Origin of the sequence: Kitasatospora xanthocidica (genome assembly GCF_014656195.1) — a bacterium.
Lineage (GTDB): Bacteria > Actinomycetota > Actinomycetes > Streptomycetales > Streptomycetaceae > Kitasatospora > Kitasatospora xanthocidica.
Genome location: NZ_BNBY01000049.1, coordinates 23,190 through 43,731, shown reverse-complemented (window position 1 = coordinate 43,731; position 20,542 = coordinate 23,190). Strand labels below are relative to the sequence as shown.

Below are 20,542 nucleotides of genomic sequence, written 5' to 3'. Positions count from 1 at the left end.
GCGGCCCGGCACGCTCCCCCGTGGCGTGCCGGGCCGCCGTCGTCCAGGTGGACGATGCCAGTGCGCGGGCCGGCCGTGTTGGCGCTGCGTCGACAGGTCGTTGGCAGTGCGTCGACGGGTCGGTCATCCGTCCGTGCCGCCGGCCAGTGCCAGGCGGCGGTACTCGCCGGGCGGCAGCCCGTACGCGGTGCGGAAGGCGCGGCTGAAGTCGGAGGGGCCGGGGATGCCGCAGCGGGCGGCGACGGCGTGGACCGGCAGGGTGCGCAGCGCGGGGTCGGCCAGGTCGCGGTGCGCCCGCTCCAGCCGCCGGCGGCGGATCCAGGCGGCGACCGTCTCGCCCTCGGAGTGCTGGGTGAACAGGCGGTGCAGGTAGCTGACGGAGATGTGGTGGGCGGCGGCGATCGCGGCGGGTGTCAGCTCGGGGTCGTGGAGGTTGCGCCGGATGAAGGCGTGGACGTTCTCCACGAGGGCGCGCCGGCGGGTGTCGTCGGGTAGCGCGGTCTCGGTGTCGAGCTCCCGGGCCAGCCAGGCGGCGATCAGGTCGACCACGACCGTGCCCAGGCGGGGCGCTTCGGCGGGTCCGAGGAGGGCGGCCTGCCGGTCCAGGCCGACGAGGAAGTCCGCGAGCAGCGCGCCGGTGCCCTCCCGGCCGGAGAACCCCCGGCCCCGGACGGTGCGCAGCCGCTGCGGCGGGATCGGCAGCAGGGCGGTGGGGAAGTCGACGCCGACGGCCTCGACTCGGCGTTCGGCCCGGTCGGGGGCGGAGGAGGGTGCGGAGGCGGGGGAGGCGAAGGCCCGCAGGTCGAAGGGGTCCGAGCCGTCGAGCAGGTGCAGGTCGCCGGGGGCGAAGGCCTCCGTGGGGTGCCGGGTGTCGCGGCTCAGGGCCATGTCGCCGTCGAGCAGCAGCGTCAGGTGGTGCACCCCGGCGTCCGAGCGCCGGGCCATGCGCTCGGTCCGCCAGAACCGCGCGGAGGGGAACGAGGTGCGCAGGAGGGTCACCGGACCGAGCTCCAGGCGCCGCATCTCGGCGCGGAAGTCGTCGGCGTGGGCGCTGGCCACCTCGCTGGCCCGGGTGCGCCCGATCAGTTCCCGCCAGTGGTCGAACCGTTCCCTCGCGGTCGCGTTCACCGCCGCTCCTTCGTGTTCCGCCCCGCCGGCGGCGGGGGAGTCCTGCCGATTTTCCTCTCCCGATCATCAGCTGGTAACTTCTTCCTCGTCGGCGGGACAGGATCGCGGAAGCGGTCGAAGACCCGGCCGGACAGGCGTCGGTGGTGCAGCGGTAGCACGCCCACTTTCAGTGGGAGGGGTTCGTTCGATTCGGGCCCGGCGCTCCAACGGGCAGGGGCGGAAGTCGTTTTCGACTTCCGCCCCTGTTGCTTTTCCGGTGACCCCGCTTTTCGGTCCCGCTGTTTCGCCACTTTCTCGGTGACACTCCCTCAGGGCAGCCGGTCGTAGGTGTAGACCGAGGAGATGTCGAGGACGGAGCCCGGGGTCGTGGTGGCGGCGCGCCGCCGGGCTGCGGGCGCCGTCCGTCTTCCAGCGTCGCGCCGCGCGGAGGCCCGTGCAGCTCGGGCTGCCGGGCGGGTACGCAGCGCGACGGGGAAGGCCGGTGAACGGCGGCGGCGCGTACGCACGGTGGCTCCGGGCCGTTCTCGCCGGTCAGCCGGCTGCGCGCCTTGCCGACCGGTTCCTGAGCGCCGGTTCCTGAGCGGTCCTGGGGTGGTGCTCGTCTCACGAAGCCGGCATCTGGGGAAGCGCCGCCTACGGGCCCGCCAGTACAGAGGTTCACCCGAAGAGATGGTTTGCCCTCTCAAAGGGGTGTCCGGACGGCGCACTGCGCTGGGGTGGATACGGCTTCGCCGCTCGCACAAGCAGCGCCCCCTCATCTCAAGGAGAGCAGATGCCCGACCCGAACCCGCCAGGCGTCTTCGTGAAGGAGCTCCCCAGCGGAGTACGCACGATCACCGGGGCGAGCACCTCGGTCCCGGCCTTCCTCGGCTACACCAAGGCCTCCGCCAACGACCCTCGGGATGCGTCCCCCACGCCGTTCACCGACGCCGAGCGTGCCGTCCCGCAGAAGATCGGCAGCTGGCGGGAGTTCGCCGCCCGCTACAGCATCGAGGGAATCGCCAAGGACCTCGCGGACGCGACCGACCCGGCCACGATCCATACGCTGCAACGGTGCCTGCCCCTGGCCGAAGCGGTCCACGGGTTCTTCGCCAACGGCGGGAGCACCTGCTACGTGGTGGGCTTCACCAGCCCGCAGAGCGCCGTCTCGCCCGAGGCCCTCAAGGGGAACGCCGACGCCCGCACCGGCCTCGCCGCACTGGCGAGCGTTCCCGAGGTCACCATGGTCGCCGTGCCCAGCCTCTGGGACATGACCGCGGACGTCTCCTCCGAGAAGGAGGTGCCCGCGCCCGACGACGCCGCGGGCGTCAGCAGGATGGCCGAGGTCGTGAAGCACTGCACCGAGCAGCGCAACCGGCTGGCGATCCTCGACCCGCCGCCCGGCCTGCCCCCGGGCCAGGCGGGCGCCTTCGCCGACACGCTCGCCTCGCCCGACTCCGACGACGCCGCCTTCACCGCCCTGTACTACCCGTGGATCACGGTCCGAGGGGTCGACGCCGTCGAGCGCACCGTGCCGCCCTGCGGCCACATGGCGGGCGTCTGGGCCCGCACCGACGCCGAACGCGGAGTCTTCAAGGCCCCCGCCAACCAGAACCTCCGCGGCGCCCTCAAGCTCCAAACCCTTGTCACGGACGACGAGCACGGTGAGCTGAACGCGAAGGGCGTCAACTGCCTGCGGGCCTTCCCGGACCGGGGCCTGCTCGTCTGGGGCGCCCGCACCAGGTCCACCACCCGCGACTGGCGCTACCTCAACGTCCGCCGCCTGGTGTCCTACCTCTCCGACTCCATCCGCCAGTCCTCGACCTGGGCGGTGTTCGAGCCCAACGACGAGCGGCTGTGGGCGACATTGCGGCACTCCGTCACCTCGTTCCTCACCGACCAGTGGCGACAGGGCGCCCTCGTGGGGCGCACACCGGACGAGGCGTTCTACGTGATCTGCGACGACACCAACAACACACCCGAGACCATGGACGACGGCAAGGTCATCTGCGACATCGGCGTCGCACCCGTGCGCCCCGCCGAGTTCGTCCACTTCACCATCACCCAGATCGCGGGACAGCCCGGAGAGGCAACCAAGGCCACCTGACGGGCCCGCTGTCTGCCCCGCCCGGGCGGGGCAGACAGCTCCCGACGCGAGAACCGACCACGGCCGCCGCGTACGGCCGTCCGCTCGGGAACACCGCCCCCGCCGGCGCCTCGGGTGACACCGGCCGCGGCCGCCCGTCCACCCACGGGCCGGCGAAGCGGTCGTGGTCGAGGACGAGGCGCCGCGGATCGGCCAGGACGGCGTCGACGGCGCACTCGGTCAGGGCGACGCCGTGCTCGGCGGCGGTGGTCGTCGCGGTCTCCCGGAGCGCGGTGACTGCTGCGACGGGCGGGTGCGGGGACCGACGTACGGGCCGGTCCCGACAGTTGGAGCCCGCAGCCCCGGACCCGGACCCCGGACCCCGGGCCCCGGGCCCCGGGCCCCGGGCCCCCGGCCCCCGGCCTCAGTCGGTCAGCAGCGCGCAGACGAAGTCCTCCTCGACGTCCCGCAGGTGTGCCAGCAGGTCCGGGTTGCCGCGCTGGTTGACCTGCGTGGTGACGGAGACGGTCAGGCTGCGGCGGCCGTCCGGGGTGCCCGCGCCGAGCTGGGTGTAGCCCGCGGTGTTGCCCGTGTGCCCGTACACCACGCCGCACCGGGTGCGGTACTCGAAGATCGCCAGTCCGGCGCGGTTGGCCCCCGGGCCGGCCGGCTCGGAGGCGCCCGCGACGAAGTCCCGTTGCTGGCGGCGGGTCGCGTCGTCGATCAGCGGGCCGCCCGCGTACCCGGCCGCGAACGCGCTGAAGTCCCTCGGGGTGGACACCAGGCCGCCCGACGCCCAGGAGCCCGAGGCGCCGAACCGGGTGCTGACGTCCTCCGGCGGGTCGGGCGGCTGGACGTCGTAGCCGTGCAGGTACGGCGCGGGCAGCTGGTAGCCGGAGGGCAGGCTGGTCCGGGTGAGCCCGAGCGGCCGGTAGACCTGCGAGTCCAGCAGGTCCTCGTAGCGCTGGCCGGTCGCGGCCTCGGCCATCAGGGCGACGGCGATGTTGTCGGAGTTGGAGTACTGGTAGCGGGAGCCGGGGGCGAACTCCAGGTCCCGGTCGGCGACGAAGTCCAGCAGGTGCCGGGAGTCGAACACATGGTGCGGGTCGGCGCGGATCACGTCGAGGAAGTCCGGCGCCGCGCTGTAGTCCGGCAGCCCGCTGGTGTGGTTCAGCAGCTGGCGCAGGGTCACCGCGCCCCAGGCGGCGGGCAGCGCGGGCAGCCGGCCGGCGACCGTGTCGTCCAGCCCGAGCAGCCCGCAGTCGACCAGGCGCAGCGCGACCGCGCCGCTGAACGCCTTCGCCGCGCTGGCCAGGCGCATGTGGTCGTCGGTGCGGGGCGGACGGGTGGTGCCGGCCTCGGCGACCCCGGCCCGGAACACCCGCACCCGCTCGCCCTCGCGCAGCACCGCGATCGCGCCGGGCGGCCCGTCCGGACGGTCGACCAGCTCCTGCAGCCGGGCACGCAGCGCGAGGTCACCGTCGTCGTGGGGCGTGACCGCGGCTGCCGATGCCGCGGCGGGCCCGGCGGGCGCCAGCGCCAGCGCGGCGGCGAGCAGGACGGCGGCCGCGCGGCCGGGGCGGCGGGGGTGCGGGGACGGGCGGGGGTGCAGGGACACGGCGGGGCCTCCGGACGACGGCTCGGGGTGCTCAGGGTGACTCGGCGACGGGCGTCGGACCGCCGCTCCGGCCGCAAGGGATCACCCGCCGGCAGCCCGGGGAAACCGCCGCGGGCCCGCCGTGACCCACCCAGCCGAGCACCCCGCCCCGAGCACCCCGTCCGGGCCGGCCCGCCGCGGGTCCTCAGGCGGGCGGGGCGCCCAGGGCCAGGGTGAAGCTGAAGCGGTCGCCGCGGTACAGGGTGCGGACCTGCTCCAGCGGGCGGCCGTCGGCGTCCAGGCTGCGGCGGTGGAGCAGGAGCATCGGCAGGGCGGGCGGGGTGCCGATGAGCAGGGCCTCGCGCGGGGTGGCGAGCACGGTCTCGATGCGTTCCTCGGCGGCCCCCAGGTGCACGCCGTGGTCGCGCAGGTAGCCGTAGAAGGAGTCCTCGGGGACGAAGTCGTCCGCCAGGTCGGGCACCCGGGCGACGGGCACGTAGGTGGACTCCAGCCCGACCCGCTCCTCGTCGGCGCGCAGCACGCGTTCCAGGTGCCACAGCGGCTCGCCCTCGGCCACGTCCAGGCGCCCGGCCATCGCCGGGTCGGCGGGCAGGCGGTCCAGGCCGATCAGGGTGCGGCCGGGGCGCAGGCCCTGGCGGGTGACGCCCTCGGTGTAGCTGGTGAGGGAGAGCGGCTGCTCGATCTTGGGCCCGGCGACGACCGTGCCCCGGCCCTGGCGGCGAAGCCGGCCCTCCAGGAGCAGCTCGCGCAGCGCCTGGCGGACGGTGGCCCGGGCGACGCCGTGACGCTGGGCCAGGTCGGCCTCGGTGGGCAGGCGCCCGCCCGGGCCCAGGTCGCCGATGAGGTCCTCGAGCCGGGACTTGACCAGGTAGTACTTCGGCACCCGGCCGTGCTCGGGGACGCCGGCGCGGGCGGGCTCGGGGCCGGCCGGGGGGATGGGGTGGATCACCGGGCAAGCCTACCGAGCGGGCCCGGACGGGAAGCGGGCGCGGAGGGAGCGGACCCGGAGGTGTGGGCGGGAAGCGGGCCCGGGGGAGCGGACCCAAAGGTCACGGAACGATAACCGGTCTGGACTGAATTTCGGCGGTTGTTCATACAACCGTGGATTCGCCGAGGGCCCGTCCTCGCCCGGCCGCCCCATCCTCGGTGCCGGTGCAACTGCACCGCGCCGCCGCCCCGTTGGGAGCCCCCCTTGCGTACCTCCCGGTCCGCCCGCACCGTCGCCCTCGCCACCGCGACCGCCGCCGCCGCCGCGCTGATCCCGCTGTCCGCCGCGGCCGCCTCCGCGGCCACCGCCACCGCCACCGCTGACGCCACCGCCACCGCCGACGGCTCGTACCAGGGCCTGCCGAACGGCACCAAGCAGGCCAAGACCCTGGTCATCGGCGTCGACGGCACCCGCTACGACAAGCTGCTCACCGCCGACGCGCCCAACCTCAAGGCCCTGATGGCCGGCGGCCTGACCGCCACCAGCAACCTCTACGCCAACCCGCTGGCACCCACCCTGTCCGGCCCCGGCTGGTCGACCATCGCCACCGGCGCCTGGCCCGACAAGCACCAGGTCAAGGACAACGCCTTCACCGGCGCCCGCTTCGACCTGTTCCCCGACTTCGCCACCCGCCTGGAGAACGCCGACCCCACCAACTCCACGCTGGTCATCGGCTCCTGGAACCCGATCACCGCCAACGTCTTCAACGGCCGCGCCGACCTGCGCATCCCGGAGAGCGAGAACGACACCAAGACCGCCACCGACGCCGCCGACTACCTCGCCCACGGCAACCCGGACACCACCTTCCTGCACTTCGACGAGGTCGACGAGGCCGGCCACGCCCACGGCGGCACCAGCCCCGAGTACGCGGCCGCCATCCACTCCGTCGACGCCCTCGTCGGCCAGGTCGTCCAGGCCGTCAAGTCCCGCCCCACGTACGGCTCCGAGGACTGGCTGATCGTCGTCACCACCGACCACGGCCACACCGACGCCGGCGGCCACGGCGGCAACAGCGCCAACGAGCGGCAGACCTTCCTGATCGCCGACGGCACCGGCTACACCCCCGGCTCGCGCCGCTACGACGTCAAGCCGGTCGACATCGCCCCCACCGTCCTCAAGCACCAGGGCGTCCCCGTCGACCCCGCCTGGAAGCTCGACGGGCAGCCGATCGACGAGATCACCCCCGACGCCTTCGACGCGCTGCGCCCGAGCCTGCAGACCCGCGTCGACGAGACCGGCATCCCCGCCGCCGTGAAGGGCTGGACGCACACCCCGCCGGCCGGCTGGAGCATCGACAACTCCCGGATGCCCAGCGGCGGCGTCACCGAGTGGCGCGGCTGGGCCTTCGCCACCGACGAGTTCTGGACCGCCACCCAGCTCGGCCAGTCCCGCGAGACCAACGTGCGCGCCCGCAACGTCTTCGCCGTCGCCGACTCCGACGAGTGGGACGACAAGGCGCACGGCGCCGGCCAGTTCGACTCCACCCTGGTCAGCCCCGCCTACCCGGTGACCGGCCGCAGCCGCGGCACGCTCTCCTTCGCGACGAACTACAAGATCGACGGCCCGCAGACCGGCGACCTGTACGTGGTCTTCGACAACGGCGCCCCGCAGCTGGTGAAGTCCTACCGCAGCGACCTCAACACCGTCGAGCAACTGCCCGTCACCATCCCGGCGTCCGCCACCACCGCCCGCTTCCAGTTCCGCTACACCGGCACCAACAGCGCCTTCTGGACCGTCGACCAGGTCACCTTCACCACCTCCTGACACCGGTCACCAACCACGGGCACGACGGGGCCCCGCACCGGCGTCCGGTGCGGGGCCCCGTCGTCGAGCGTGTGGTGCGGCGGTCCTACAGCAGGCCGTACTCGACGGTCGTCGCGTCCGTGCCGGCGGTCAGCAGCAGGCCGTACTCCGTCGCGGACGCGTCCTGGCTGACCGCGACGGAGGCGGGCCCGGCCTGCGCCGCGGCAGAGGCGGTGCCGGAGGCGCCGCTCCCGGTGCCGGCGGAGAGCAGGATGGCGACGAGCAGACCGGTGCCGAGCATGGCAGAAGTGCGGAGCTTCATCAGTTCCCCCGTGGACGAGTTGGGCTCAGGCTGCGCGAAGTCTATTTCCTGCCAGGAGAGTTGACCACTCATTACTCGGCAGCGCGCGGCCCCCCGTCCGTATGGCGGTGTGACAGAACCGCGACGGACCTGTGCTTCTGGTCGTTCCGAGGCCGCCCCTACCATGATGCATCGTCAATTCCACTGCGCATCACACGCATTCACGTCGATCATCGATCGGAAGTGGGGACCGTGCCGGGGAGTCGGAGTGTCGAGGAGTCGGAACGGCAGATCGCGTCGTGGGACGACCGGGTGGTCGCCGGGATGTGCATCGTCGCCTGCGGCGCGTCGGCCGTGGCGGGGGTGTTCGGGGTCTCGCTGGCCTGGCAGATGCCGTTCCTGTTCCTCGCGATCTACGTGATCATGCGGGCGCTGGTGCCGCTGCGGAAGTCGAAGGACGAGCTCGCCCGGATGCGCGACGAGCTCCGGTCCCTGCGCGAGAGCGTCGACCGGTCGGCGCCGAGCCGGATCGAGCACTACCCCAACGCCGCCGCCTTCTACGGGGCGGCGACCGCCTACCTGCTCCAGCGCGGGGTGCGCAACCTCGACACCTGGTACGTCCGGACCGGCACCCCGGACGACTTCAGCCAGTCGACCCAGGAGTTCGCCGACTACTTCCGCCGAGTGCTGGACTGGGCCCGCGCCGGCGGCTCGGTGCGGCGGCTGTTCTGCTCCGGCTCGTCCGCCGAGTTCGCCGACTGGACCGCCCGGCACCGGGCCGAGACCCGGGACCTGACCCGCTACGAGATCAGGGACGTGCGCTGGTCGATCCGGGCGGACCTGCTGAGCATGGCCATCATGGACGACCGCGCGGTCTTCCTGGCCTTCACCGTCGGCGCCCGGGTGTCCGGCATGCGCCTGGAGGGCCCGGAGGCGGCGAAGTACTTCAAGGAGTACTTCGACCGCCACTGGGAGAACGCCGACGTCGTGCGCTGACGCCGGCGTCCGTCCCGCTTGCCCGGGGCCGTCAGGCCTGGGGCAGGTGGGCGGCGACCAGGGCGGCGAACTCGTCGGGGGTGAGGATGCGGATGCCGAGGTCTTCGGCCTTGGCGCGCTTGGAGCCGGCCTTCTCTCCGGCGACGAGGAGGGTGGTGCGCTTGGAGACGGAGGAGGAGGCCTTGCCGCCGGCGCGTTCGATGAGCTCGTTCACCTCGTTGCGGGAGAGCGCGGCGAGCGGGCCGGTCATGCTGCCGGTGACGACGACGGCCTCGCCGGCGAGCGGGCCGGTGCCCTCTATGGTCGGCTCCTCGGCGCTGGCGGTGGCGGGTGCCTGCGGGGCGGTGACGGCGGTGCCCACGCCGCGGTCGGCGAGGCGGTCCAACAGGGGTGAGAGGTCGGCGAGTTCGGCGACGATGACGCGGGCCTTCTCGGTGCCGATGCCGTCGACCTGCGCCAGCGTCTCGGCGTCGGCGGCGCGGATCGCGGCCATCGAACCGAAGTGGGCCGCGATCCGGCGGGACATGGTGCGCCCGGTGCCGCGCACGCCGAGCGCGCAGAAGACCCGGTTGAGCGGGCGGCTGCGGGCGGTCTCGATCGCGGCGAGCAGGTTGTCGGTGCTGGTGTCGCCCATCCGCTCCAGGGCGAGCAGCTGCTCACGGGTGAGGGTCCACAGGTCGGCGAGGTCGCTCACCAGGCCGGCTTCGACCAACTGGACGGCGCGGGTGCCGCCCAGGCCCTCGATGTCCAGCTGGTCGCGGCCGACGGCGTAGCTGATGGACGCCACGAGCTGGCAGTCACGGCCCCGGACGCAGCGCCAGCGCTGCTCCTCCCGGTCGATGGCGTCGCCGCAGCGCGGGCAGACCTCGGGGAAGGCGATCGGCCGCTCCTCGCCGGTGCGCTCGTCGACCAGCGGCGCCTCGACGCGCGGGATGACGTCACCGGCCCGGTAGACGAAGACCCGGTCGCCGAGCATCAGGCCTCGCCGGGTGATGTCGGCGGGGTTGTGGAGCGTGGCGTAGGTGACGGTGACCCCGTCGATGACCACCGGCTCCAGGACGGCGCGCGGGGCGATGATGCCGGTGCGCCCGACGTTCCACTCCACGTCGAGGAGCCGGGTGACCTTGTGCTCGGCGGCGAGCTTGCGGGCCACGGCCCAGCGCGGCGCGCGCGAGCCGGAGCCGGCCTCCCGTTGGTCGGCCGCGGAGTCGGCCTTGACCACCACGCCGTCGATGCCGAACGGCAGCTCGGAGCGGAGCGCGGCGATCTCGTCGACCCGCTGCTGGGCCTCCTCCAGCGTCGCGCAGCGCAGCGGGTGGGCGGCCGTGGTGGCGGCGGTGTTGGCCCCCAGGGCGGCCAGGCGCTCCAGCAGGGCGCTGTGGGTGAGGCCTTCGCCTTCGCCGGGCCCGTCGCCGATTCCCCCGTCGGGGCTTTCGTCGAGGCCGACCGCGCCGTAGCCGAAGAAGGTCAGCTCGACCCGGTAGGGGCGGTCCTTGGCGCGCAGAGTGCCGGCCGCGCCGTTGCGGGGGTTGGCGAACGGGACGGCGCCGTGGGCGGTGCGCACCTCGTTGGCGTGCTCGAACTGCTCGCGGGTGAGCAGGACTTCACCGCGCAGCTCGACGTCGACCGGCTCGGCGAGCACGGCGGGCAGGCCCAGGACGGCGTCGGCGGCGTGGCTGATGTCCTCGCCGGCCAGGCCGTCGCCGCGGGTGATCAGCTGGTGCAGCCGCCCGGCGCGGTAGCGGGCGGCCACCGCCAGCCCGTCCAGCTTGGGCTCCACGCACCAGGCGTCCACCGGGCGGCCCAGGCGGCGCTCCAGCCCGGCCGCCCAGTCCGCGAGCTCCTCGGCCGAGAAGACGTTGTCCAGCGACAGCATCGGCACGCTGTGCGGCACGTCGCCCCCGACCGCGCCGCCGGCGACCTTCCCGGTGGGGGAGTCCGGCAGCACCTCCTGCGGGTGCGCCTGCTCGTAGGCCGCGACGGCGCGCAGCAGGGCGTCGTACTCGTCGTCGCCCAGCGGGGTGGCGCCGTCGGTGTAGTAGGCGGCGGCGGCCCGTACGGCGGTGGCAACGGCATCGGCGTAGTCGCCGGGGGTGAGCAGAGCGGCGTCGTTCATAGGCAGCATCATCGCCACTGGCACTGACATTCGACCGGTCGGACCGCGCCGGGGTCACGTCGGGGGCCGCGCCGGTCGGGTCCGCCGGGGCGGGGCGGGCGTACCACCGGCGCGCGGGCGGGCGCGCCCCGCTTCCGTCGGGGTGGCGGTGCGCGCGGTCTGCCCCCGGCCGGGGGCGGGCGGCGTTGACGGCCGGTCACGCCGGGGTGGAGCGTGGCCGGTGACGGGGCGCCGCCCGCCGGGCTGGTCCGGTCCGGCCCGTGACGATCAGCGCCCCGTCCTCGTCCTCTCCCCTCTCTCCTGTTCGCGTCCGTGGTCCCGCCCCGAGCATCGAGGAGTCCCCATGCGCTCCAGCGCGTCCGTCCGAAGAACCCCCGTCCTGGCCGCCTGCGCGCTCGCGGCGGCCGCCCTGCTGTGGCCGGCGGCGACCGCGGGTGCGGCCGCCGCCGCGAACCCGCCGTTCGGGACGCAGACCAAGATCGGCCTGTACGCCCCCGTCCCGGCGGGCTGGGCGGCGATCGCCCAGGACCAGGCGGCCGGTCAGAAGACCATCGAGTACCTCGGCGGAGCGCCCTACCTGGCCCGGGTCGGCGTCCTGGCCAACACCACCGTGCCCGCCGGCTGGGTGCTGGTGGGGGTGTCCCTCGACGCCCGGACCTCCTCCGTCGCCTACCTCGGCGGCGCGCCGCACGGCGCCGTGGTCAGGACCGACGTCGGCTGCACGATGCCCGGCGGCCGGGTCTACGGCTACCCCGTGCCGGCCGGCTGGACGATCGCGGGCAGGGGCACCGACTCCTCCTGCTCGTGGCAGGACCTGCGCTTCCCCTGAGACCCGCCCGGGTTCGGTGTGGCGGTTCCGGCTCAGCGGTCCGGCTCAACGGCCTGGCTCGGCGGTCCGGTGGCGGCACCACCGCCGGACCGCCTCCGCTCAGGGGAGGTAGCGCTCCAGTGCGGCGGCGCCCTTCTGCTCGATCTCCTGGCGCGCCCACTCCAGACGCCCGGGGGTGACGTCGCGGCCCGACGCCATCACGAGGTCCTCGGGGTCGAAGGGGCGCTCGCCCCCGCTGTAGAGCTGCCGCCGCATCCCGGACGCCGACTCCGGCACGCCGCCCTCGGTCATCGGTTCGCGCATGTCCATCACCTCATCGCCTGGTGGCCCGTACGCACGGTCCTTCGATGGTCGTTCCGACGGCCGGACCATGACGGGTGGAGTACGACCAAGTTACTCCGTCCGGGTGAATGTGCCTCCTGTTCGCGATGCGTCGCCCGCCGTGTGTCGTCCGGCCGGGCGGGTTGCCGGGGGCGGCTCCGCCCCGCTTTAATAAATGAACAGGCATTTATTAATGGGAGGTGGCGATGGCCGGACGTCCCCGCGGGGTCGACGACCTGGCGATCCTGCGCGCGACGGCACGGGTCATGGGGCAGGTGGGGCCCGCCGGGCTCACCCTGGCCGTGGTGGCGCGCGAGGCCGGCGTCGTACCGGGCACCCTCGTGCAGCGGTTCGGCTCCAAGCGGGGCCTGCTCCTGGCCCTCGCCGACCGGTCCGTCCAGGACGCCGACGAGCTGATCCGACGGGTGCGCCGCGCCCACGACAGCGCCGTCGAGGCCCTGGCGGCACTGCTGACAGAGACGGTGGCGGTGATGGCCACGCCGGAGGCGTTCGCCAACCACCTGGCCTTCCTGTGCGCGGACCTCGCCGACCCGCAGCTCCACGAGCGCGCCCTGGCCGTCCACCGCGCCCAGGCCCGGGCGGTCGCCGAGCTGCTGGCGCAGGCCGCCGACGCCGGCGAACTGCGTGCCGGGACCGACGTCGCCGCGCTGACCCGCACCGTGCAGGCGGTCACCGTCGGAGCGGGCCTGACCTGGGCCCTGGAGCGCGAAGGCGCCCTCGGCGAGCGGCTGCGCGGCGAACTCGACGCGGTGCTCCGCCCCCACCTCCCGCCCGCCGACACCCCGGAGGAACAGCGATGACTGACGTGACGACCGACGCGACCACTGACGCGACCGCCGACGAGCGCCGCCCGCTGGCCGGGAAGGTGGCCCTGGTCGCCGGCGGCACCCGGGGCGGAGGGCGGGGCATCGCCGTCGCGCTCGGCGCCGCCGGTGCCACGGTGTACGTCACCGGCCGCAGCAGCGCCGGCGGCCGCTCCGAGCTGGACCGCCCGGAGACCATCGAGGGCACCGCCGAGCAGGTCACCGCCGCCGGCGGCCGGGGCATCCCCGTCCGCACCGACCACAGCCGCCCCGAGGAGGTCCGGGACCTGGTGGGCAGGATCGCGGCCGAACAGGACGGACGGCTCGACCTCCTGGTCAACTCCGTCTGGGGCGGGGACCCGCTCACCGACTGGGAACACCCCCTGTGGGAACAGGACCTCGACACCGGCCTGCGGCTGCTGCGGCAGGCGGTGGAGACCCACGTGATCACCAGCCGGTACGCGCTGCCGCTCATGGTCGCCCGCGGGAGCGGCCTGGTCGTGGAGGTCACCGACGGCAACACCGCCCGCTACCGCGGCTCCTTCTTCTACGACCTGGCGAAATCGGCGGTCATCCGCCTCGCCGTCGCCCAGGCCGCCGAACTCCGGCCGCACGGCGTCGCCGCCGTCGCGCTCACGCCCGGATTCCTGCGCTCGGAGGCGTTGCTGGAGCACTTCGGCGTCACCGAGGACGACTGGCGCAAGGGCGCCGAACAGGACCCGAACTTCGCCCACTCCGAGAGCCCCGCCTACCTGGGCCGGGCGGTGGCCGCACTGGCCGCGGACCCGGACGTCATGGCCAAGACCGGGCGGGCACTGGCGACCTGGGGCCTGTACCGGGAGTACGGGTTCACCGACGCCGACGGCACCCAGCCGGATTTCGCCGCGCACTGGGCCGCGAACCTGGAGGAGCAGTACGGTCCCCTGGGCGAACCGCTGTCAACTTGACCCGGCCCTGAAGGACCAGGCTTGGAGGTAGGGCGTGGCTGGCTGCCACGTGGCCTCCTCCGTCCGGACACCCTTATGGGGTGGCTGGGACGCGTGACTCACGCCCCGAGGTCCACGCGGTCTCGCCCCTGCGGGCGATGTTGTGGGACGCGTTGTCGTCCGCGTGCAGCAGGGTGCCGCAGGCGCGGCACGCGAACGTTGCCTGATCGACACGGTTCTTCCGGTCGATGTGGTGGCACTGGGAGCATTCCTGGCTGGTGTACGCCGGATCGACGTACACCAGCGGAACCCCGGCGCGCTTCGCCTTGTACTCCACGAAGGTGGCGAGCTGGTGGAAGCTCCACGAGTGCAGAGTGGTCCGCTGGTCCTTGCGGAGCCGTACCCGGCTGCGGATGCCCGTGAGGTCCTCCAGGGCGATCCCGCGTCCGGTGCGTTCAGCGGTCGTGACGATGGTCTTGGAGACGACGTGGTTGACGTTGGCCGTGTGCCGGGCTTCCTTGCGGGCGCGCTTCTTCAGCAGGCGCTTCGCGGACTTGGTTCCCTTGGCCTGCAACTTCTTCCGCAGGTCGAGCTGCCGCTCGCGGTGCCGGTTCAGGCCGCGCCCGGCCGCCCGGTAGCCGGTGGAGGTGGTGGCGATGTTGGCGATGCCCAGGTCCACACCGACGAACCCGGCAGGCTCGTACACCTGCGGCTCGGGGATGTCGCAGGTGGCGATCAGGTAGAACACGCCGTCACGTTCGATCAGGTCGCTCTCGCCCTTGCGGTCCTCGCGGAGCATCGTGAGCGCGTCCGGCGAGCACGCGAACCGCACACCCTTGAGCCGCCCGGCGACGGTCCAGATCGACACCGTCCGCTGGTCGTACTGCCAGGACAGGCAGCGGTCGTCGTACGGCTGCGCGGCATCCAGCCGGAAGGCGACGGGCCTGGACTCGGCCCTGGCCCGGCGCTTCGAACCCGGCTTGCCCAGATTCCCGGCCTTGAGGTTGCCCTTGAGCGTGGTGTAAGCATCGCGGACCTTCTTGATGACGTGCTGCGCGGCCTGCGCCCCCAGTCCGCGCGCCTTCAACTCGGCGTAGGTGTGCTTGCGCAACTCGTACTCACGCGGAACCCCGCGCTCGAACGCCACCACTGATACCCAGTTCGCCGACTTGTTGACCGTGCGCAGGGTCGCCCGGAGCGCGGCGGCCTGGTCGGCCTCCGGCATCAGCTTCACCTGCGTCACGAGCTTCACACCACCGACGCTACAGCGGGGGTCTGACAACGCACTTGGCTCCGGCGCTCCGCCCCTCCTGGCCAAGGACGCGATTCCTCCCGGGCGTAAACGCCCGGGGCTCCTCGCAAGATCATGCTGACGCCTGCTCGGGCGCCCGGTCTGGCGCCTGGTCGGGGCAGGTGGGCGGGCCCGCCGGGTGGTCAGCGGGGCCGGTGGGCGACGGCCGCGAACATCGTCACCGACAGGTGGAACGCGCCCCGCCCGGCGGCCTCGTCGAGACCGGCCAGGAGCCGGTCGCGCTGCTCCTCGGTGATCAGGTCCTTGGCGCGGGCCGCGGCGGCGATCCCCTGCACGATCGGTCGGCTGACGGTGCGCGGGTCGTGCAGCAGGACGTCGGAGCCGAGCTCGTCGACGCTCAGACCGGCCCCGGCCAGCCAGCCCGTCAGCCGGCGCCCGGCGTCCGGGGTGGCGGCGGCGGCCCGGACGGCGGTGGACAGTGCGGGGCGGATCTCCGGGTCGGCCGGGTGCAGGACGAAGGTGGCCCAGTCGGTGTCGAGCAGGGCGACCCGGCCGCCCGGGCACAGCACCCGGGCGATCTCGGCGACGGCCCGCGCCGGGTCGTCCAGGTGCTGGAGGACGCGCTCGCACCAGACCACGTCGACGCCGGCGTCGGGCAGCGGCAGCGCGAGTGCGTCGCCGTCCAGGAACCGGGCCGGGCTGCCGGCCTCGGCGGCGCGCCGTTCGGCCACGGCGCGCAGCCCCGGGTGGGGTTCGACGCCGGTCGCACTGCCGTCCGGGGCCACCGCGTTGGCGAGCACCCGGGTCTCCGAGCCGGTGCCGCAGCCGACGTCCAGCGCCCGCTCGCCGGGGCGCGCGGCCAGCCGCTCGTGCGCCCACGCGCGCAGCCGCCGCACACCCGGATTGGCGGCCTGGACGTCCAGCGCGGCGGTCAGCCGCTCGGTGGCCGCGAGGTCGACGTTGGCCGTGTGGAAGGCCGAGGTGGGGCGCGGGTCGCTCATGGCGCCCCACTATAGGCAGCGGTTCGGGCACCGCCGGTCACCGGTTGCGGGGCGTGGTGGCCGACTGACCGTCAACTCTGCTGTTTGGTATGGCGGTTGTCGCTCCAGGGCGGGAGGTGACGCAACGTCAGGGTCGGTGGGCGGTCAGGCCGGGACGAAGGTGCGGCGCAGGTGGGCGACCAGGCGGGCCGGGTCGGTGGCGGGCAGGCGGGCGGCGAGGTGGCCGTCGGGGCGGATGAGCAGGGCCTCGCCGTCGCCGGGCCGGTAGGCGGCGCGGAAGGCGGCGCCGGTGTCGCGGAGGACGGGCAGGCGTAGGCCGTCGGTGGCTGTGGGGGAGCCGGCGGATTCCGGGGGGAGGACGGCGTACGCGTCGAGCAGGCCGTGGGCGGCGGCGTGGGCGGCCGCCGCGCAGGCGTGCAGGGTCGGCGCGTCGGTGGCGGGGCCCGCGGCCAGCAGCAGGACGTGGTGGGTGCCGCGCAGCAGCTCGTGCAGGCGCTGCGGGTAGGCGGTCAGGGGCCGGGTGAGGCCGGGGCAGTCGGGGGCGCGGTCGCCGGGGGCCGGGCCGGTGCCCGGGGCGGGCTCGGTCAGCGGGCCGTCGCGGTAGCCGACCAGGAGCTGGGCCTCGCGCAGCAGCGGGGTGGCCGGGTCCGCGGGGTCGGTGCCGAAGCCCGCGCGGGCGTGGCGCACGGTGCGGGAGACGACCTCCTCGCCGACCGGGTGGCGTTCGGCGTGGTAGCTGTCGAGCAGGTCCGCGGTGGCGGCGCCGTGCACGGTGAGGGCGAGCTTCCAGGCGAGGTTCCAGGCGTCCTGGATGCCGGTGTTCATGCCCTGGGCGCCGGTCGGCGGGTGGATGTGGGCGGCGTCGCCGGCCAGCAGCAGCCGGCCGGCGCGGTAGTGCTCGGCGAGGCGGTGGCTGATCCGGAAGACCGAGGACCAGCGCAGCGCGGACGCGGTGACGGGCCGGGGCGACAGCCGGTCCAGGGCCTGCTGGAGGTGCCGCAGTTCGGGGGCGCGGCCGCCCTCCAGGCCGTGCGCGACCCCGCGCACCGGGTCGGCGTCGGTGGCGAGTTCGGGCGGGACGGTCATGGACACCCGGTAGCGGCGCCGCCCCGGCAGCGGCACGCACACCAGCGTCTCCCCGGGGGTGCCGGCGGCCCCGTCGGCGCCGCCGCGGGTTCCGTCGCGGGCTCCGCGGGCCCCGTCGCGCGTTCCGCCGCGGGTGGCCCGCACCGCGTAGCCGGGCGGCAGGTCCCAGTCCAGCTCGACGTCCCCGAGCATGAACTGCTCGGGGAAGGCGGAGCCGCCGAAGCCGATCCCGGCGGCGTGGCGCACCGTGCTGTGGGCGCCGTCGCAGCCCACCACCCAGCGGGCGGACAGCTCGCGCGGACCCCCGGGGGTGGCCAGGGTGACGCGCACGCCGTCCTCGTCCTGCGTCAGGCCGAGCACCTCGGTGCCGCGCTCCACGACGGCGCCGCGGCCGGCCAGGTGCTCGGCGAGCAGCCGTTCGGTGGCGTTCTGGGGCAGCGCGGCGAAGCGGTACGGCACCTCGGCGGGCAGGTCGAGTCCGAGCGTCGGTCCGGGGGCGCCGTCGACGAAGGAGAGCTGGCCGAGCAGGGGCACCGCCTCGTCCAGGACCCGGCGCACCAGCCCCATGGCGTCCCAGATCTCCAGGGTGCGGGGCTGGATCCCGACCGCCTTGGCGTACGGCTGCGGGGCGTCCAGCCGGTCGACGATCCGGCACCGCACGCCGCGGCGGCACAGCTCGGCGGCGGCGGTCAGGCCCACCGGTCCGGCCCCCACGACCAGGACGTCGGTGTCGGTGTCGCCCATGCCCGCTCCTCGGTCGACCGGCACCGGCGGTGCCGCCGTACTCCCAGGCTGCCCTCCGCTGCCCCGTACCGCCCGGCGGGGAATGGCGTACGGTGTCGGCTTCAGAGGGTGGTGTCAACGGTCGGCGTCAAGGGTTCGCGGGCTGGTCCCTCGTCCGGGGCGCTAGTGTTTGCGACCGGCTGACCCCGGGCACGCCTGCTCCATTGATCCGCAGCTTCCACCTCACCACCCGTTAACCCAGCAGCCTTGTGCGGTCCCTACATTCGGGCCACTGCCGGTGGTCGGCCGCCGTCGGTGCGTGCCCGTCCGGTCCGCCCGGTCCGCCCGGCCCGTCCGCACCTGAGCGAAAGGCCCCCGATGGCCCCCCGCCTGTCCGTCGTCGTCCCGATCTACAACGTCGAGCGCTACCTCCGGGAGTGCCTGGACTCGATCGCGGCCCAGACCTTCGAGGACTTCGAATGCGTCCTGGTCGACGACGGCTCGACCGACGACGGCCCCGTCATCGCCAAGGAGTACGCCGCCCGGGACCGGCGCTTCCGGCTGGTCCAGCAGGAGAACAAGGGCCTCGGCGCCGCCCGTAACACCGGCTGGCGCCACCTCACCCCCGGCACCGAGTACCTGGCCTTCGTCGACAGCGACGACACCCTGCCCGCGCACGCCTACCAGCTGATGATCAGCACGCTGGACGAGACCGGATCCGACTTCTGCACCGGCAACGCGCTGCGCCTGCGCACCACCGGCCTCACCCCCTCGCACGGCCACCGCCGCGCCTTCCGCGAGACCCGGCTGCGCACCCACGTCAGCGAACTGCCCGCCCTGGTCACCGACCGCACCGCCTGGAACAAGGTCTACCGGCGCTCCTTCTTCGACACCGCCGGCATCCTCTACCCCGAGGGCATCCTGTACGAGGACGCCCCGGTCAGCGTGCCCCACCACTTCCTCGCCGAACGGGTGGACGTGCTCTCCGAGCCCGTCTACCACTGGCGGGTGCGCGAGGACGGCAACCTGTCCATCACCCAGAAGAAGACCGACCCGCGCGGCCTGGTCGACCGGGTCCGCTCGATGGAGCTCGTCCGGGAATGGCTGCTCGCCCGCCCCGAGCCGGTGTTCGCCGACCACCTGAGCGCCTACGACCGCAACTGCCTGGTCGAAGAGATCCCGATGTTCTTCTGGTCCGTCCCGGACGGCGACCGCGCCTACCGCGAGGCCTACCAGCAGCACGTCAGCCGGCTGCTGACGGCCATCGGCCCCCAGCGGATCGCCGGGCTGAGCAGCCAGCTGCGGCTCAAGTACCGCCTGACACTGGCCGACCGGATGCACCGCTTCGTCGCCGTCCAGCGCCTGCACCGCCTCGCCCGCCGCACCCGCCAGGCCGCCGCCCGCGGCTGAGCCCGGGGCCGGGGAGCGGCGAGGACCCGGGAGACGGGCCGGGGCGGGCGGGGCGGCGCATCATGGAGGCATGACCGACCACGACGACTTCCTGCGCTGGGTCGGGACCGACCTGCGCGCGGCGGAGGTGGCCCTGCACAACGGTGACGCGGGCCCGCGCCGGGCCCTGTGGTCCCGCAGGGAACCGGTGAGCCTGTTCGGGGCGTGGCGCAACGCCACCGGCCGGCAGGAGGTCGACGACCTCTTCACTTTCCTGGAGGAGAGCTTCTCCCACTGCACCTCGTACGCCTTCGACCTGCTGGCGGCCGACGTGGTGGGCGACATGGCCCACACCGTCGCCCTGGAGCACGTCACGGTGTCCGTCGACGGGCGCCCGCGCAGCTACACGCTGCGGGCCACCCAGGTCTACCGCCGCGAGGACGGGCAGTGGCGGGTGGTGCACCGCCACGGGGACACCGTGACGCCCTGAGGCGCTTTGAGGACGGGCCCTAGCGGGAGGCGAGGCCGTCGATCATCAGGCCGAGGGTGAAGTCGAAGCGGTCGTGGCCCTCGCCCGCGGTGAGTTCGGCGGCGAGGCGGGTGGTGTGGGGGAAGGCCGCGGCGGGCAGCGCGGTGACGCGGCGCAGCAGTTCGTCGCGGTCGACGACCCAGGCGGTGTCCTCGTGCGCCGCGCGCTGGTGCGCGATCGACAGTTCGAGGCAGTAGGCGGCCACGTACAGCAGGAGGGCGTCGACGGCCCAGGCGGCGGCCTGCGGGGCGACGCCGCCGGTGAGCAGGATCGCCAGCAGGCCCTCGCCGACGCGCAGGATCTCGACGTCGGTGGGCGCCGCGGCGAGCGTGGCGCGGGAGATGCCGGGATACCGGAGGTACTGGTCGCGCATCCCGGCGCACACGTCGCGCAGCTGTTCGCGCCAGGCCGCCGGGTCGGGTTCGGGCAGGGCGAGTTCGGCGAACAGCCGTCCGATGAGCAGCTCGTCGAGGTCGGCCTTGTTGACCACGTGGGCGTAGAGCGAGGCGGGGCCGGTGTCGAGCTCGCCGGCCAGTCGGCGCATGGTCAGCGCCTCGTAGCCCTCGGTGGCGATGACGCCGAGTGCGGTGTCGACGACCTGTTCCACGGTGATCGGGGCCTTGCGGCGGCGTGGCCTGGGGGCGGTTCCGGCGTCGGGGTTCGGTGGCTGGTGGCGGGCCTCGCGTCGCTCTCTCGGGTTCACCCGG

General features: G+C 74.2%; 18 protein-coding genes and 1 tRNA gene. 9 read left to right on the top strand and 10 right to left on the bottom strand.

The annotated features are described in order from the left end of the window. Positions 1–123 precede the first annotated feature (123 nt). On the bottom strand, positions 124–1,128 hold the full coding sequence (locus IE332_RS39075; protein ID WP_189926312.1) for a helix-turn-helix domain-containing protein: 1,005 nt from the start codon (positions 1,126–1,128) through the stop codon (positions 124–126). A 134-nt stretch (positions 1,129–1,262) separates the two neighbouring features. Here IE332_RS39075 and IE332_RS39070 point away from each other — a divergent pair. Next, positions 1,263–1,334: transfer RNA gene (locus IE332_RS39070), tRNA-Glu, on the top strand. A 566-nt stretch (positions 1,335–1,900) separates the two neighbouring features. Then, positions 1,901–3,214 (top strand): phage tail sheath family protein, encoded by a 1,314-nt coding sequence (locus IE332_RS39065; RefSeq protein ID WP_189926310.1) that lies wholly within the window; start codon positions 1,901–1,903, stop codon positions 3,212–3,214. A 403-nt stretch (positions 3,215–3,617) separates the two neighbouring features. On the opposite strand, the gene IE332_RS39060 is transcribed toward IE332_RS39065, so the two are convergent. Both IE332_RS39060 and IE332_RS39055 read right to left on the bottom strand, forming a co-directional pair. Beyond that, on the bottom strand, positions 3,618–4,811 hold the full coding sequence (locus IE332_RS39060) for a serine hydrolase domain-containing protein (RefSeq protein ID WP_229929280.1): 1,194 nt from the start codon (positions 4,809–4,811) through the stop codon (positions 3,618–3,620). Positions 4,812–4,995: 184 nt separating this feature from the next. Next, positions 4,996–5,760 (bottom strand): GntR family transcriptional regulator, encoded by a 765-nt coding sequence (locus tag IE332_RS39055; protein ID WP_189926308.1) that lies wholly within the window; start codon positions 5,758–5,760, stop codon positions 4,996–4,998. Positions 5,761–6,003: 243 nt separating this feature from the next. Between IE332_RS39055 and IE332_RS39050 the strand changes: the two genes are divergently transcribed. After that, positions 6,004–7,563 carry an alkaline phosphatase family protein gene (locus tag IE332_RS39050; RefSeq protein WP_189926306.1) on the top strand — a complete coding sequence of 520 codons (1,560 nt, stop codon included), beginning with the start codon at positions 6,004–6,006 and terminating at the stop codon, positions 7,561–7,563. A gap of 85 nt (positions 7,564–7,648) precedes the next feature. Here IE332_RS39050 and IE332_RS39045 read toward each other — a convergent pair whose 3' ends face one another. Continuing rightward, positions 7,649–7,864 (bottom strand): hypothetical protein, encoded by a 216-nt coding sequence (locus tag IE332_RS39045; RefSeq protein WP_189926298.1) that lies wholly within the window; start codon positions 7,862–7,864, stop codon positions 7,649–7,651. A gap of 231 nt (positions 7,865–8,095) precedes the next feature. Between IE332_RS39045 and IE332_RS39040 the strand changes: the two genes are divergently transcribed. Next, positions 8,096–8,839 (top strand): hypothetical protein, encoded by a 744-nt coding sequence (locus IE332_RS39040; protein ID WP_189926296.1) that lies wholly within the window; start codon positions 8,096–8,098, stop codon positions 8,837–8,839. Between the two features lie 31 nt (positions 8,840–8,870). Here IE332_RS39040 and ligA read toward each other — a convergent pair whose 3' ends face one another. Beyond that, positions 8,871–10,964 (bottom strand): NAD-dependent DNA ligase LigA, encoded by a 2,094-nt coding sequence (ligA, locus tag IE332_RS39035; RefSeq protein ID WP_373313957.1) that lies wholly within the window; start codon positions 10,962–10,964, stop codon positions 8,871–8,873. A gap of 334 nt (positions 10,965–11,298) precedes the next feature. On the opposite strand from ligA, the gene IE332_RS39030 reads away from it, so the two are divergent. Further along, a complete protein-coding gene (locus tag IE332_RS39030) occupies positions 11,299–11,784 on the top strand; it encodes a hypothetical protein (protein WP_189926293.1) in 486 nt (161 codons plus the stop codon). A 99-nt stretch (positions 11,785–11,883) separates the two neighbouring features. Here IE332_RS39030 and IE332_RS39025 read toward each other — a convergent pair whose 3' ends face one another. Next, positions 11,884–12,087 carry a hypothetical protein gene (locus IE332_RS39025; protein WP_373313956.1) on the bottom strand — a complete coding sequence of 68 codons (204 nt, stop codon included), beginning with the start codon at positions 12,085–12,087 and terminating at the stop codon, positions 11,884–11,886. 224 nt (positions 12,088–12,311) lie between these two features. Between IE332_RS39025 and IE332_RS39020 the strand changes: the two genes are divergently transcribed. After that, positions 12,312–12,926: a TetR/AcrR family transcriptional regulator gene (locus IE332_RS39020; protein WP_229929278.1), complete on the top strand. Its 615-nt coding sequence runs from the start codon at positions 12,312–12,314 to the stop codon at positions 12,924–12,926. Continuing rightward, a complete protein-coding gene (locus IE332_RS39015) occupies positions 12,923–13,876 on the top strand; it encodes an SDR family oxidoreductase (RefSeq protein WP_189926289.1) in 954 nt (317 codons plus the stop codon). The genes IE332_RS39020 and IE332_RS39015 overlap by 4 nt, the downstream gene beginning before the upstream one ends. A 73-nt stretch (positions 13,877–13,949) precedes the next feature. Here IE332_RS39015 and IE332_RS39010 read toward each other — a convergent pair whose 3' ends face one another. From IE332_RS39010 to IE332_RS39000, 3 genes are all read right to left on the bottom strand, one after another. Further along, positions 13,950–15,107, bottom strand: coding sequence for an RNA-guided endonuclease InsQ/TnpB family protein (locus IE332_RS39010; protein WP_229929277.1), 1,158 nt, complete (start codon positions 15,105–15,107; stop codon positions 13,950–13,952). Positions 15,108–15,289: 182 nt separating this feature from the next. Then, positions 15,290–16,108: a methyltransferase domain-containing protein gene (locus tag IE332_RS39005; RefSeq protein ID WP_189926287.1), complete on the bottom strand. Its 819-nt coding sequence runs from the start codon at positions 16,106–16,108 to the stop codon at positions 15,290–15,292. Positions 16,109–16,252: 144 nt separating this feature from the next. After that, positions 16,253–17,938 carry an FAD-dependent monooxygenase gene (locus IE332_RS39000; RefSeq protein ID WP_189926284.1) on the bottom strand — a complete coding sequence of 562 codons (1,686 nt, stop codon included), beginning with the start codon at positions 17,936–17,938 and terminating at the stop codon, positions 16,253–16,255. Between the two features lie 357 nt (positions 17,939–18,295). Between IE332_RS39000 and IE332_RS38995 the strand changes: the two genes are divergently transcribed. Both IE332_RS38995 and IE332_RS38990 read left to right on the top strand, forming a co-directional pair. Continuing rightward, positions 18,296–19,327, top strand: coding sequence for a glycosyltransferase family 2 protein (locus IE332_RS38995; RefSeq protein WP_189926282.1), 1,032 nt, complete (start codon positions 18,296–18,298; stop codon positions 19,325–19,327). A gap of 70 nt (positions 19,328–19,397) precedes the next feature. After that, the gene (locus IE332_RS38990) at positions 19,398–19,796 is read left to right on the top strand and encodes a nuclear transport factor 2 family protein (protein WP_189926280.1); all 399 of its coding nucleotides are present in this window, start codon (positions 19,398–19,400) and stop codon (positions 19,794–19,796) included. A 19-nt stretch (positions 19,797–19,815) separates the two neighbouring features. On the opposite strand, the gene IE332_RS38985 is transcribed toward IE332_RS38990, so the two are convergent. Then, entirely contained in the window at positions 19,816–20,538 is a 723-nt protein-coding gene (locus IE332_RS38985; protein WP_189926278.1) for a TetR/AcrR family transcriptional regulator, read from the bottom strand. Between the last annotated feature and the right edge of the window lie 4 nt (positions 20,539–20,542).